This window comes from Photorhabdus sp. RW14-46 (assembly GCF_963887965.1).
In the GTDB taxonomy this organism is placed as follows: Bacteria; Pseudomonadota; Gammaproteobacteria; order Enterobacterales; family Enterobacteriaceae; genus Photorhabdus; species Photorhabdus laumondii.
In genome coordinates this window covers 28,499-42,210 of the sequence record NZ_CAWPHH010000019.1, presented here as the reverse complement: position 1 = coordinate 42,210, position 13,712 = coordinate 28,499, and the positions used below count along the sequence as shown (strand labels likewise).

The 13,712-nt window shown below is 41.9% G+C and carries 12 protein-coding genes; 8 read left to right on the top strand and 4 right to left on the bottom strand.

Going from position 1 to position 13,712, the window contains the following annotated elements; all coding sequences use genetic code 11:
* The first annotated feature begins 89 nt into the window (after positions 1–89).
* From accD to AACQ38_RS15265, 6 genes are all read left to right on the top strand, one after another.
* The gene (accD, locus tag AACQ38_RS15290) at positions 90–1,034 is read left to right on the top strand and encodes an acetyl-CoA carboxylase, carboxyltransferase subunit beta (protein WP_109791707.1); all 945 of its coding nucleotides are present in this window, start codon (positions 90–92) and stop codon (positions 1,032–1,034) included.
* Positions 1,027–2,325 carry a bifunctional tetrahydrofolate synthase/dihydrofolate synthase gene (gene folC / locus AACQ38_RS15285; RefSeq protein WP_165578512.1) on the top strand — a complete coding sequence of 433 codons (1,299 nt, stop codon included), beginning with the start codon at positions 1,027–1,029 and terminating at the stop codon, positions 2,323–2,325. The genes accD and folC overlap by 8 nt, the downstream gene beginning before the upstream one ends.
* Entirely contained in the window at positions 2,315–2,998 is a 684-nt protein-coding gene (gene dedD, locus AACQ38_RS15280; protein ID WP_165578511.1) for a cell division protein DedD, read from the top strand. The genes folC and dedD overlap by 11 nt, the downstream gene beginning before the upstream one ends.
* A gap of 214 nt (positions 2,999–3,212) precedes the next feature.
* Positions 3,213–3,719: a colicin V production protein gene (gene cvpA / locus AACQ38_RS15275; RefSeq protein ID WP_011147376.1), complete on the top strand. Its 507-nt coding sequence runs from the start codon at positions 3,213–3,215 to the stop codon at positions 3,717–3,719.
* Between the two features lie 14 nt (positions 3,720–3,733).
* Positions 3,734–5,251 (top strand): amidophosphoribosyltransferase, encoded by a 1,518-nt coding sequence (gene purF / locus AACQ38_RS15270; protein WP_011147375.1) that lies wholly within the window; start codon positions 3,734–3,736, stop codon positions 5,249–5,251.
* A gap of 46 nt (positions 5,252–5,297) precedes the next feature.
* Positions 5,298–5,882 carry a UbiX family flavin prenyltransferase gene (locus AACQ38_RS15265; RefSeq protein WP_011147374.1) on the top strand — a complete coding sequence of 195 codons (585 nt, stop codon included), beginning with the start codon at positions 5,298–5,300 and terminating at the stop codon, positions 5,880–5,882.
* Here AACQ38_RS15265 and AACQ38_RS15260 read toward each other — a convergent pair.
* The 4 genes from AACQ38_RS15260 to AACQ38_RS15245 all read right to left on the bottom strand — a co-directional run bounded on the left by AACQ38_RS15260 (position 5,863) and on the right by AACQ38_RS15245 (position 9,729).
* A complete protein-coding gene (locus tag AACQ38_RS15260) occupies positions 5,863–6,777 on the bottom strand; it encodes a TIGR01777 family oxidoreductase (protein WP_165578510.1) in 915 nt (304 codons plus the stop codon). The two genes, AACQ38_RS15265 and AACQ38_RS15260, sit on opposite strands and share 20 nt — an antisense overlap.
* A gap of 152 nt (positions 6,778–6,929) precedes the next feature.
* Positions 6,930–7,550 carry a GSH-dependent disulfide bond oxidoreductase gene (yfcG, locus tag AACQ38_RS15255; protein WP_165578509.1) on the bottom strand — a complete coding sequence of 207 codons (621 nt, stop codon included), beginning with the start codon at positions 7,548–7,550 and terminating at the stop codon, positions 6,930–6,932.
* A 169-nt stretch (positions 7,551–7,719) separates the two neighbouring features.
* Entirely contained in the window at positions 7,720–9,249 is a 1,530-nt protein-coding gene (locus AACQ38_RS15250) for a type III effector (RefSeq protein WP_165578508.1), read from the bottom strand.
* 69 nt (positions 9,250–9,318) lie between these two features.
* Positions 9,319–9,729: a type III secretion system chaperone gene (locus AACQ38_RS15245; RefSeq protein ID WP_011147370.1), complete on the bottom strand. Its 411-nt coding sequence runs from the start codon at positions 9,727–9,729 to the stop codon at positions 9,319–9,321.
* A 1,013-nt stretch (positions 9,730–10,742) separates the two neighbouring features.
* On the opposite strand from AACQ38_RS15245, the gene AACQ38_RS15240 reads away from it, so the two are divergent.
* Complete coding sequence (locus AACQ38_RS15240) at positions 10,743–12,620, top strand: lipase family protein (RefSeq protein ID WP_165578507.1); 1,878 nt, start codon at positions 10,743–10,745, stop codon at positions 12,618–12,620.
* A gap of 481 nt (positions 12,621–13,101) precedes the next feature.
* The gene (gene yfcD / locus AACQ38_RS15235; protein WP_011147367.1) at positions 13,102–13,668 is read left to right on the top strand and encodes an NUDIX hydrolase YfcD; all 567 of its coding nucleotides are present in this window, start codon (positions 13,102–13,104) and stop codon (positions 13,666–13,668) included.
* Positions 13,669–13,712: the final 44 nt, after the last annotated feature.

Sequence of the window (13,712 nt, the reverse complement as noted above, 5' to 3'; positions counted from 1 at the left end):
TTTTTTATCCACACTGTAATAGCATTGTGGTTTAATGGCACACAATAACAAAACTGGCATAAGCCAGATTCAGACGGAAAGATCATTCAATGAGCTGGATTGAAAAAATTCTTAATAAAAGCAACATTACCCAAACGCGTAAAGCGAATATCCCAGAAGGGGTTTGGACTAAATGTGATAGTTGCAGTCAGGTGCTCTACCGTGCTGAGCTAGAGCGCAATCTTGAGGTTTGCCCTAAATGTGATCATCACATGCGTATTTCGGCGCGTACCCGATTGGCTACATTCCTTGATGAAGGAGCAACGACGGAATTAGGGGGGGAATTAGAGCCAAAAGATATTCTTAAATTCCGCGATTCCAAAAAGTATAAAGATCGTATATCAGCGGCGCAGAAGCAAACCCAAGAAAAAGATGCGTTAGTCGTGATGAAAGGTACCCTGAGTGGTATGCCAGTTGTTGCTGCTGCTTTTGAATTTGCATTTATGGGCGGTTCTATGGCTTCGGTTGTTGGTGCCCGTTTTGTCCGTGCCGTAGAACAGGCGTTGGCAGACAATTGTCCTCTGATTTGTTTTTCTTCCAGTGGTGGCGCTCGTATGCAAGAAGCATTGATGTCACTGATGCAGATGGCGAAAACCAGTGCTGCTTTAGCAAAAATGCAGGAACGTGGTTTGCCTTATATCTCTATCATGACCGATCCGACAATGGGCGGTGTTTCAGCAAGTCTGGCGATGTTGGGTGATATCAATATTGCTGAACCAAAAGCATTGATTGGTTTTGCCGGGCCACGAGTGATTGAGCAGACTGTTCGTGAAAAATTACCGTCCGGTTTCCAGCGTAGTGAGTTTTTGCTGGCAAAGGGAGCGATTGACATGATTGTTCGTCGTCCTGAAATGCGTGACACACTTGCAAGTTTACTTTCTAAACTAACTCATCAGTCGCAGCCAGGTACTAAGCCAATTGTTGCTGAATTTGTGGCAGAACCCGCTGATGTTGAGGCGGATATTCAAATAAGTACCAATAAAGAAGATGCCTGACACTTTACAAATTCCTCAAGCCACGTCGCCATTGATGACGTGGCTTTCCTACCTTGGGAACCTGCATACTACGGCCATTGATATGGGGCTTGAGCGTGTGGGGAAACTTGCCCGAACTTTGGCGTTGGTTAATCCTGCACCTAAGGTGATAACCGTATCCGGTACTAATGGTAAAGGTACTACCTGTTGCACGATAGAATCTATTCTGTTGGCGGCTGGGCTGAGAGTGGGTGTTTACAGCTCTCCGCATCTTGTACGTTATACCGAAAGAGTTCGTATTCAGGGTAAAGAGTTACCTGAACAGGAATTCTGTCGTGTATTTGCGGATATTGAATCTCGTCGCGGTGATATTTCGCTGACTTATTTTGAATATGGCACATTAGCGGCTTTGCAACTGTTTAAACAAGCTTGTTTGGATGTGGTCATCTTAGAAGTAGGCTTAGGTGGGCGACTGGATGCGACAAATATTGTGGATGCCGATATTGCCGCGATTACCAGTATTGCAATTGATCATATTGATTGGTTGGGTGCCGATCGCGAACATATTGGTCGTGAGAAAGCAGGGATTTTCCGTAAAGATCGCTTTGCCGTGGTCGGTGAGCCGGATATGCCATCTTCTATTGCGGAAGTTGCGGGTGAATTAGGAGCCAAGTTGTTCCGTTGTGGCATTGACTGGCGTTTCTCTCAACAGGATAAAAACTGGCACTGGCAATCTGATGATAGGCTATTTAGTAACCTACCTTTGCCAAATGTTCCTCTGATGAATGCCGCAACGGCGATGGGTGTTATTTGTTGCCTGTTACGACAAGATGATAAAGTCAGTCGAGCTATTAATGAGAGTGCAATCCATCAAGGGCTACAGAATGCGCAGTTGCCTGGGCGTTTCCAGATAGTTCGTGAAAAGCCATTGTTGATCTTGGATGTGGCTCATAATCCCCATGCGGCGGCTTATCTGGTACAGAAATTGGCCCAGTTGCCCCGTCAGCCGGGCAGTAGAATCCTTGGTGTAGTGGGTATGCTAGGTGATAAAGATATTGCCGGTACACTGACTTGCCTGTCACAGCAAATAAATGAGTGGTATTGCGCTCCGTTGACTGAACAGCGTGGTGCAGATGCACAGACACTGGCTCAGCATCTTGGACAGCCACGGATATTTACTGATGTGGAAAGTGCTTGGCATCAGGCGATGGTTGATGCTGATGAGCAAGATATTGTTGTCGTTTGTGGCTCATTCCACACGGTAGCGCATGTCATGGAGGCTCTGGACAGGGAGAAAGGAAGTGGCAAGTAAATTTCAGAATCGTTTGGTTGGTACAATTGTATTGGTAGCATTGGGTGTCATTGTGCTGCCTGCGTTGCTAGACGGCAATAAGAAATATAACGAAGATAAATTTGCATCAATTCCCTTGGTTCCAAAGCCAGGGGATGAGCAAGAAATTGACTCTATATCTCCTCTAAATCCACCAATATTATCAGTGCCTCTGGAAGATGAAACAGAGGCATTGCAGCCAGAAACACTGGAGCAGCCGGAAATACCATTGGTTACCTCTCCTCAGCTTGCGCCGATAGTCCCTCCTGCTGTTCAGCCAGAAGTGAAGCCTCAACCACAGATTAAGCTTGAACCAAAACCAGATACTAAGCCGTCGGCACCGGCGCTTAAGCCTAAACCAGACATTAAGTCAGAGTCGAAACCTGAAGTTAAACCGATTGAAACAGCCCCGCAAGGGCAGGCTTATATCGTACAACTGGGTGCTTTGAAAAATGCCGGAAAGGTAGATGAAATCGTTGCCAGACTGCGTTTGTCTGGTTATCAGGTTTATACGGTTCCTTCATCTCCGGTTCAGGGGCAATTAACGAGGATATATGTCGGTCCGAATGCGTCTAAGCAACAACTTGACTCGGCATTATCAGAATTGAAAAGTTTGACTGGATTACAAGGGCAGGTAAGGAGTTACAGGCCGTAATAAAAGTGGGTGATGCCTATGTGACAAATCTATGTGACAAATAGGACAACTATCATGAAGAAGTAAATATTAAGTGACTGCGGCGATGATAATTATTCAAATTCGTCGTCTTAATTATTTTCAGTGGGATAGGAAATCTGCTACGCAAACGTTTTCGTTTTCTGTTAGAATGCACCTGAAACGGATGCCGAGGTGTCTATTTTGGAATTAAAACATGGTTTGGATTGATTACGCTATTATCGCCATTATTGGCTTCTCGGCATTAGTTAGCCTGATTCGTGGGTTTATTCGTGAGGCATTATCACTGGTCACCTGGGGGTGTGCTTTCTTTGTAGCAAGCCATTTCTATACTTACTTAGCGGTCTATTTCACCCGTTTTGAAGATGAATTGGTGCGTAACGGGATCGCTATTGCGTTGCTGTTTATTGCTACGTTGATTGTCGGTTCTATGGTGAACTATGTGATAGGTTCTCTTGTGCAACGGACTGGATTGTCAGGTACTGATCGAGTACTGGGGGTCTGCTTTGGGGCATTGCGTGGTGTGCTGATTGTCGCTGCTATTCTGTTTTTTCTGGATACATTTACACCATTGGCTCGAAGTGAGGATTGGAAACAGTCACAATTGATCCCGCAATTCAGTCATATCATAAGGTGGTTCTTTGACTACCTGCAAAATGCGTCAAGTTTCTTGCCGGAGAAATATACCTCTCCGTTTGGCTGATGAGGAAGAACTACATGTGCGGTATTGTTGGTATCGTCGGTTTTACACCGGTTAACCAGTCGATTTATGATGCGTTGACGGTGCTTCAGCACCGTGGGCAAGATGCTGCGGGCATTGCTACTATTGATGGTAACAATGGATTTCGTTTACGCAAAGCCAATGGCTTAGTGAGAGACGTGTTTGAAGCCCGGCATATGCTGCGTTTACAGGGAACGATTGGGATTGGTCATGTTCGCTATCCGACAGCGGGCAGTTCCAGTGCATCGGAAGCTCAACCGTTTTATGTGAACTCTCCATTTGGTATTACATTGACACACAATGGTAATTTGACGAATGCTCATGAGTTGAAGAAAAAGTTGTTTGAGAATGCTCGTCGCCATGTGAATACCACGTCAGATTCTGAGATTTTGCTCAACGTTTTTGCTAGTGAACTGGATTGCTCCCAGCATTATCCATTGGTGCCTGACAATATTTTTGCGGCAGTAGCGGCAATGCATAAACAGGTGAGTGGTGCTTATGCCTGCATTGCGATGATTATTGGTCATGGGTTAGTTGCTTTCCGTGATCCGCATGGTATTCGTCCGTTGGTTTTAGGTAAGCGCACTTTGGATGATGGCCGTAATGAGTATATGGTCGCTTCTGAAAGCGTTGCATTAGATACGCTAGGCTTTGAATTCCTGCGGGATGTTGCATCAGGTGAAGCGATTTATATTACTGAACAAGGTCAGTTATTTACTCGTCAATGTGCTGAAAATCCTTCTCTGACTCCCTGTTTATTTGAATTTGTCTATTTGGCTCGCCCAGATTCCTTTATTGATAAAATTTCGGTTTATAACGCCCGCATACGGATGGGGCATAAGCTAGGGGCGAAAATTGCCCGCGAATGGGAAGACTTGCATATTGATGTGGTTATTCCAATCCCCGAAACATCTTGCGATGTTGCGTTAGAAATTGCGCGCATACTCGGTAAACCCTATCGTCAGGGATTTGTGAAAAACCGTTATGTTGGCCGGACATTTATCATGCCTGGGCAACAGGAACGCCGGAAATCAGTTCGCCGTAAATTGAATGCTAATCGCGCAGAATTCCGTGATAAAAATGTGCTATTGGTGGATGATTCTATTGTGCGTGGTACAACGTCAGAACAGATTGTCGATATGGCTCGTGAAGCCGGCGCGAAGAGAGTTTATCTTGCTTCGGCAGCACCGGAAGTACGTTTCCCGAATGTTTATGGCATTGATATGCCCAATGCAAATGAACTGATTGCTCATGGGCGTGAAGTGGATGAAATTCGCCAACTTATTGGTGCAGATGCATTGATATTTCAGGATTTAACTGATCTGATCGACGCTGTTCGTGAAGAAAACCCGGATGTTGACGGGTTTGAGAGTTCAGTATTCAATGGTGTTTATGTTACCAAAGACGTTGACCAGACTTATCTCTATTATCTGGAGAATCTGCGTAAAGACGATGAAGTAAAACTGAATAATCAGAATGAAGTTGAAAATCTGGATATCTATAATGAAGGTTGATGACTTTCGGGTTTAGCGAGTTGTTCAGTGTTTGTATGAGGAAAAAATGAAAAGATTGATCGTAGGGCTTACAGGAGCAAGTGGGGCCATTTATGGTATAAGGCTACTGCAAGTTTTACAGCCAGTTGAAGGGATAGAAACACATCTGGTTATCAGTCATTCCGCTCGCCAGACACTGGCACTTGAAACAGATTATAGTTTACGGGATGTGCAGGCGCTAGCTGATGTTGTGTATGACAACAGAGATATCGCTGCTGCCATCTCTTCAGGTTCATTCAAAACTTCGGGCATGGTAATTCTACCATGCTCAATGAAAACCCTATCAGGTATTGTCCATAGTTATACTGATGGATTAGTGACCAGAGCGGCAGATGTTGTATTGAAAGAAAGTCGTAAGTTAGTGCTTGGGGTAAGGGAAACGCCGTTGCATTTGGGGCATCTCAGGCTGATGACTCAAGCGGCAGAAATTGGCGCGGTGATTATGCCGCCTGTGCCTGCATTTTATCATCAGCCTCAACAGATTCAGGATATTATTGACCAGACAGTTAACCGCGTGCTTGATCAGTTTGATATCGAGCTACCTCATGATCTGTTTACCCGCTGGCAAGGGGCTAAAAGCGTTGAGATTTAGCATCCAGTAAGTCTTGAAATGCCTCTTTTAGCTGAAAATAGCGGAAGCCAAAACCCGCTTGTTCCAAGTTATGCGGTATGGCCTGTTGTCCGCCCAGTACCAGAGCCGCAGCTTCTCCCATCAGTAATTTCAGCACAAAAGCAGGCGTTCGGATAATGGCAGGACGGTGCAATACTTCTCCCAGTGTTGCGGCAAATTGATCATTATGTACTGGATAAGGGGCGGTCATATTAAAAGGACCACTCAAACCGGGCGTCATTAACAGGTAATAGATACCATTCACCATATCGTCAATATGAATCCAGGGCAGATACTGTTTTCCGCTCCCCATCGGGCCACCAAGTCCGAGACGGAACAAGGGAAGCATTTTTTTCAGTGCTCCGCCGTTTTTTGCCAGTACAACACCAGTACGTAAAAGACAAACACGGGTTTTATCACTGGCTGCCTGTAATGCAAGTTGTTCCCACTGCTTACAGAGCTGATGAGTAAATTCATCATGAGGTGGCTCATGCTCTGTGACAATTGTTTGATTCTGATCCCCGTAATAGCCTACTGCAGAGCCGGAAATAAAGACTTCTGGTGGTGTCTGGCTGGCACTAATCAGCTTGCTGAGTTGCTCTGTTAATGCCCAGCGACTCTGGCACAGCTTCTCTTTTTGCGTTGAAGTCCATAGTTTGTTTACTATGGGCTCACCAGCAAGATTGATTACGGCATCAAAATCGTTGAGATCGGTTTTATCTTTCAGACTGGTCCAGCATTCAGCTTGATTGCTGAATAGAGAATAAACTTTTTGAGGTGAGCGGCTTAGAATAGTAATGGAATGGGATAGGGAAAGAAGTTGGCAAACCAGACGGCTACCAATCAAACCTGTTCCTCCAGTGATTAAAATACGCATAACCACTCCTATAACCTAAATTGTTGATATAAGAACTGTTGTTGATATAAAAACTATAGCATATAGCAGAGATATAAGGGTTGGTAGTTAAAGATATAGCTATCTGTCAGCCTGATCAAGTTTTGCGGGGAAATAGTTACCCCGCAGACATATTAGATTTTACTGTAGGCAATTTGAGTAGCGGGGCGCTGACTGATAGCGTCAAACCATTTTTTCACTGCCGGATAATCATTCAGATCAATATTCTGACGTTCATAAGCACGAACCCACGGATAAGTTGAGATATCAGCAATACTGTATTCCTGACCGCTCAGATAGGGTGTTTTTTCCAATTGGGTATTCAGGACTTGATACAAGCGCTTTGTCTCTTCCTGATAACGATTAATCGCGTAAGGGACTTTTTCCGGTGCGAAATGACTAAAATGGTGATTTTGCCCTAGCATCGGGCCAAAGCCACCGACCTGCCAAAACAGCCATTGCAGGCTTTGGACACGCTCACGCATATCTTTGCTAAGTAACTTGCCCGTTTTTTCTGCCAGATAAGTAAGAATGGCACCAGATTCAAAAATAGCGATAGGTTTGCCACCATCGATTGGTTGCTGATCAACAATCGCGGGAATCTTATTATTGGGCGAAATGGCAAGAAATTCAGGCTTGAATTGATCTCCTGCGCTAATATCAATTCGGTGAATAGTATAGGAAAGGCCAGCTTCTTCCAGGAAGAGTGTGATTTTATGGCCGTTTGGCGTTGGAGCATAATACAGATCGATCATGGAACCTCCAGTGGAACACGTAATGGCATCACACATTATCATTAATTGGTGTAGCGTGTAAGCTATGTTGATACCCTTCTTGGCATGAATAATGATCTTCCTGAACAGCACGACAGGAAGATCTATTAATAAAAGAGGTGATCAGCTTTTCTTCTGGAGAAAAGCATACTTATCTGGAGCTTGTTTTTATGCTGCCATCCGCGTTAACTGTTGCCCGACTTCCGCCGTACAGATCTTTCCTGACAGTAGAGTAATCTGTGTGGACATCATCACGGCCTTCTAATTGTGCCAATATTTCCTGGCTGGATATGCTAAATCCTTTGGCATGTATAGGAGAAGAGAAGGGTTCGGTATAGAGATTCAATCCCCACTGAGGCGCTAAACCGTGGTTAGCCGCACCTAAATTAACTTCAATCATAGAATGATGATTATCATCAACCAGATAACCTGTTGCCAGCCATCGAGTGAGCTCTTTCATTTCCCGCTCCCCGCGTTGAATTGATTGCTCTGTTGATTCACTGCTAGTAGGCGTACCTAAAGCAAGATCATTTTTCAGGCCCGCACCCAACAACCTGGCCGCAGTAATAAAACGATCTGTGGTGCCGGAAGGTGCAGCGACAGTTGGCAAATTGTGCAAAGCTGCATCCTTGGAAAATCCGGTATTTTCTTTCACATTCCAGACAGAAAAACCGTTACCACGTTGTACAATAATGTTTTCCTTAGCTAATTCTTGATGTGCTTTGATAGGTTCTGATTGACCAAATTGATAGTCAGTTCTATCCAGCCGGTTGCGAGGATTTAAACTGGCAAACGCCAACTCCCGGTTGGTCAAACGATTATCAGCCTCAAGTGAAGCGGCGGCTGACCAGACACTATCCTTATCAGGAGCCGGTGCTCTGAAATCATTCTGAACTTTTGTAAGACTATTGCCAGCCAGAGCCGGGTTACTGATAACTTCTTGCCCATTTACCTGTTTAGTCACCTGATATAATTCGGGATTTTCAGAGGCATTAAATTGATTTTCATTTTTAAAAGTATAGAGCGCTAATTGATCAGGTAAGGGCTTTTCCTTCGTGGAACCGCGGGCAGGTGCAAAGTTTTTACTTTCCAAGTAACCAATATCAATTATATCTTTGAATTCTGATTTCAATTCGGGTGATGAATAGATCTTCTCCAGAGTGTCCCGGAAATAAGCTGAGTTGGTGAGATCATAATAAGCAGTGGCCTTCTCCCTCAATGTTAGCGGTTCTGTATTAGCTCTATCAGAGCTGGCACCATTCTGCCGTGCTTCGCTAATGATTCGAGTAAATCCACCTGCGCCAAGCTGACCGACAATACTAAAACCGGGTTTATCACCGGTATAGGCATTAAGCATCTTAGTGATTGCGGTTAATTCATTACCCTCTGCCCGAACAAAAAGTTTCACTAGGTTGGATAAGAGAGAATTAACCGTTTTGTGGGCGGCAGTGCTTTCGCCGGCTAAGCGAGAAATATTAGCTTCAATTTGTTTATTGGTTGCGACGGATTTTTCATTCCATCGTGTGATAACAGAAGTTGGTGCTGTAAGTGGATTATCAATAGTATTATTCAGCAACGGTTCACAGCAGTGGCAAGTTTTATCTGTTGTAGTTGTTTGATGCAACTCATTTTGAGGAATATCAATCCTAGTATTAGCTCTCTGTATTGAAAAGTCTGGCATATTTTTTCTCCATGATGTTATTGTATTTTTTGCTGTGAACTTTTTAAATTTACGGCTTGAGAAAACAGGTCAAACCAAAATATTGTGGGATGAAGCTGAAGTGGTGGGCTTAGTTTCTGGAAAAGGAAGTTCAGCTCTTATTTTTTGCAGGTTCCCCAGAATATTATCCAAGTCAGTAGCATCGATTCGTTCTATATCTTGTAATAAACAGAGACGAATAGTTTGTGTTGGCTGATGTAATGCGAGCCATGCTCCGCCAAGTATATTTATATTACTGTTTAATGAGAGCCAAAATTCCGCATCACTATTAATAAATGAAGCTACTGTATGATGAAAAGTCAGCATTGATCCCGTTGAATCTACTTCTAACCACCAGGGACCATAATCACCAATGTTCAATTGCACTGCGCCGGTAGAAAGATTCAACATAATGTTGGTTTGATCGGCAAAATCTGCGCATAATTTTTCTAATTTGGACATAAATAAATCTCATCAAAAAAATCAACAGTAAAATATTGCCTAATTATGAAGTTGAAACACAAGGTAGTCTATCAAAAATAGACAAAAATATTGTAAGAATTAATCAGATAGATGGATTATGGGTGGTAACCAAATAATATCGTCAACGTATAGTGACGGTTAGCTTTTATGAAGAATTTGGCGATAAACTTAGCGGGATAAGGTGATATTGCCAATTTCAATACGGTCCTCGGTGATAATTTTTGGGTCATTTTAGACTGAGGGGGTAGAACGAATATATTGCGTGGTAATATAGTAAAAAAATAGAGACGTTTAAGGTGCTGCTATTACTTTGATATACTTGGATTTTATCTGATTATTTAAAACTACAATGCTTTATATGACCGCGACAGTAATCTGCATATTATTTAATAATATTAAAATGAAAATATATACCCTATGGATTTCAAGATGCATCGCGACGGCAAAGGAGTGAATCCCTGGGAGCATAGATAACGATGTGACCGGGGTGAGCGAGTGCAGCCAACAAAGAGGCAACTTGAAAGATGACGGGTATATTATCAATAATAAAACATCAGTATATTATTAATGAATTTATTATTGCTGTTCTAGTTGAGCATAGATGGAATTTTTTCATTATTTAATTCATCAAAAATAAAATTTAATGATTAATCATGATAGTTAGTAAGGATAATATTTTTATCATGTAAATCAAAATATTATTTTTTTGTTTTTGTGGTGATGATAACTCTATGTCAGGTGAATACGTTTGGGTTTTTTATTTTTTGTGGATTTAGCATTTGTGAAATTAAATAAATCAATGATCTTCATTGTTATTTTTTTGCCATTTTTCACTTTATATTTTTCATAATTATATTCGTTTTGCATTTATTGAATTTTATTACAATTACAGACTTGAGTGAATGAATTTTCTCTCCCACTATTATTAGTGTATCGATCTGATAATAAGTGTCGAACTAATATTCCAGAATAAAAAAAGGAAGATAATAATTATGAGCGAATTATGCCCAAGCGGCACTATTGATAGCCAAAAAATGACAGAAAATTGGGTGGAGTTTCAATTAGTTGATGAACAAGGTAATCCATTAGTGAATATGCCTTATCGTCTGATAAGCAGCGGGAGGTTGCGAGATGAGCGCAAAGGTGTGACTAATAATCAAGGATTGCTTCGGGAAGAAAACTTGTCATCTGATGCGATAACGTTATATATCAGTGCTCAACCATTAGCTGATGAAATGGAACAGCGTCCATTACGGGAAAAACGCAGTATTAGGGCGTCAGTTGTCAAACCAAAAGCAGAAACGGAAGGTCATCAACACCGTTATGTGACAATTGGACAGATAAGTGATGGCTTGCCTGTCATTGATAAATGGATAGAGGAGAAACCGCCACGTTATCATTTCCCAGACCCAGTACCGAAAGGTTTTCGTGTTCTCTCAACAAACTGCCGATATATTTTGGAAGTGTGCCCGTTTCGTGCATGGGTACTATTGTTACATCATCAGAAAGATTATTCCCTGGTGAATGCTTATAATTTGGCATTAATGGGATTGCTGTCATATTTTGATGATAATGTTGATATAGCCGGTTCTATTACTCATTTTTTTAACCGACAAATGCTGGATATATCCCAATTACCGAGTAAGGTGGAAAAAATATCACGTACGCCCATTGTTTATGATGTGCCATTTAGTGAACGTTATACTGATGTTGTATTTATTGATTCAAAAGCGGGTGAAAGTGGGATAGGAGATACGGAGTTATTTTATGTCGCTAATCAACAGGAAATTATTGTTAGCTGGCGGGGAACGGCGAGTGTCAATGACGCCCTCACTGACATTATGTATCAACCATTGAAATTGGGTTGTGAGCCAGACGGTGTATGCAGTGGTTTTATTAATAATGGTAAGGTTCATCGGGGTTTTTGGGAGGCATTTAATCTTATTGGTCAGTTAAAAGCTCCCGGTTCTGATGAAAATGTGTTTGATAAAGTTATTGATTTAGCTAGAAGCCGAAACTTATTTATTTGTGGACACAGTTTGGGGGGCGCTTTAGGGTTATTACATAGTGCCCAACTGAAAAAATATCATCCTTGCTTATATAGTTATGGGATGCCGCGGACATTAACCCGTAGTGCAGTACAAGAATTAGAAGAAATTACACATTACCGTCATGTGAATGAAAATGATCTAGTCCCCTCTATGCCCCCGGAAAAAGACTTAGATAATTGGCTTTATAATTATTGGGGGCCTTTGGGTTATCTATTTAGTACTATTGAATTGTTAGGTTTAACAAACGGTCAGGAAGTTTTCTTGCATCATGGGGAAATCGTTCACTTTTATAAAGCTGATCTCATTATTGAAACTTTAAAAAAGAGTGATTCAAATGATCTTATACAGCTCACAGAAATATTACCTGTCATGGCAAAATTGTATTTGATTCCGTCACTGAATAATGAAACGAAAGATAATATGAAGGTGGCATTGGAGATTCAGAAAGAATTTTTTAAACAGATAAGCGACGCTGATAAGAACAAATGGTTTCCACGTAATGCAAACCCGACTTTGAAATATGCCTTGGGGGTGCCTGATCATCGTATGCTTAAATATATTCATTACATTGGCGATCGAATTGCAGAGTTGTTTGCGCCAGACAAATATTATTTTTATCAAGATCAGAAGCAATTATTTGAAAATACAATGAATGAAAGGAGTGATATTATTCCTGATATTCGGCAACGTAATACACTATTTTTGAATATGGATAACCAGTTAGAACAAGCACTTATTGATACTTTACAAGATAAACAGAGTATTTTGGCCTTAACGCGTTATACCAATATTGCCACACGGATTGAGAAAGAGTTATGATGAAATAAAGGTGAATAAATTAAATATTAAGATTAGTGAATTGATATTTATACCCTATGGATTTCAAGATGCATCGCGACGGCAAGGGAGCGAATCCCCGGGAGCATAGAAAACTATGTGACCGGGGTGAGTGAGTGCAGCCAACAAAGAGGCAACTTGAAAGATGACGGGTATATAACCGAATAATAGAACGCTAGGAAATAATGCCGCCATAATGAGGAATATGGGCGGATGATGGTTGAGATTCTCTTTTCTAATTTGCAGGGTTGATAAAATGAAGCTATCAACCCTGTTATCATTACCAGTAAAAATCTTATCGGGCTACAGTTTCGTTGCTGTTCTATTTCAAGTTTAGCGAAAAGGTTGCATGAGCCGTCCGAAACGAATAACTTCGTAGAGCCTCTATCGATTTGGTTGTTTTGAGTAAAATAAACGTCTTGTAGATTTGCAATTTTTTGCTAATAAAAAAGGTTTTTTGAAGATGGAACAAGAGAATGTAGTGAATATTGAGTGGATTGATATCGTTAATGAAAATAATGAAGTCATCGCTCAGGCTACGCGTCGGCAAATGCGTGCCCAACGTTTACGACACCGTGCGACTTATATTGTCGTTCACAACGGCATGGGAAAGATTTTGGTTCAACATCGTACAGTGACTAAAGATTTTTATCCGGGAAATCTGGACGCGACCGCAGGTGGTGTGGTGCTGACGGGTGAAAATATGCTGGATTCTGCCCGGCGCGAAGCGGAAGAGGAGTTAGGTATTGCCGGTGTGCCTTTTGCAGAACATGGTAGTTTTTATTATGAAGCAGAGGACTGCCGTATTTGTGGCGCACTATTCAGTTGTATCAGTCACGGTCCGTTTGCTTTACAGGAAGCGGAAATTGATGATGTATGCTGGTTGACACCGGAGGAGATAACCGCTCGCTGTGATGAATTCACCCCTGATTCGCTGAAAGCACTTTCTCTGTGGCTGACACGTAATAACGATTTTGATGAAATTATTGTTTATAAAAAAAATGAGAATAGTCCAAAAAGAGTTATCTAAAGTAATCTGAGTAGAAATTAATGAGGTTTTACATTCTTATTGAT

Bases quoted from the DNA above. Each gene is read 5' to 3' on its own strand.
- accD (WP_109791707.1), top strand. From the start codon at position 90: ATGAGCTGGATTGAAAAAATTCTTAATAAAAGCAACATTACCCAAACG.
- folC (WP_165578512.1), top strand. From the start codon at position 1,027: ATGCCTGACACTTTACAAATTCCTCAAGCCACGTCGCCATTGATGACG.
- cvpA (WP_011147376.1), top strand. From the start codon at position 3,213: ATGGTTTGGATTGATTACGCTATTATCGCCATTATTGGCTTCTCGGCA.
- purF (WP_011147375.1), top strand. From the start codon at position 3,734: ATGTGCGGTATTGTTGGTATCGTCGGTTTTACACCGGTTAACCAGTCG.
- AACQ38_RS15265 (WP_011147374.1), top strand. From the start codon at position 5,298: ATGAAAAGATTGATCGTAGGGCTTACAGGAGCAAGTGGGGCCATTTAT.
- AACQ38_RS15260 (WP_165578510.1), bottom strand. From the start codon at position 6,777: ATGCGTATTTTAATCACTGGAGGAACAGGTTTGATTGGTAGCCGTCTG.
- yfcG (WP_165578509.1), bottom strand. From the start codon at position 7,550: ATGATCGATCTGTATTATGCTCCAACGCCAAACGGCCATAAAATCACA.
- AACQ38_RS15250 (WP_165578508.1), bottom strand. From the start codon at position 9,249: ATGCCAGACTTTTCAATACAGAGAGCTAATACTAGGATTGATATTCCT.
- AACQ38_RS15245 (WP_011147370.1), bottom strand. From the start codon at position 9,729: ATGTCCAAATTAGAAAAATTATGCGCAGATTTTGCCGATCAAACCAAC.
- AACQ38_RS15240 (WP_165578507.1), top strand. From the start codon at position 10,743: ATGAGCGAATTATGCCCAAGCGGCACTATTGATAGCCAAAAAATGACA.
- yfcD (WP_011147367.1), top strand. From the start codon at position 13,102: ATGGAACAAGAGAATGTAGTGAATATTGAGTGGATTGATATCGTTAAT.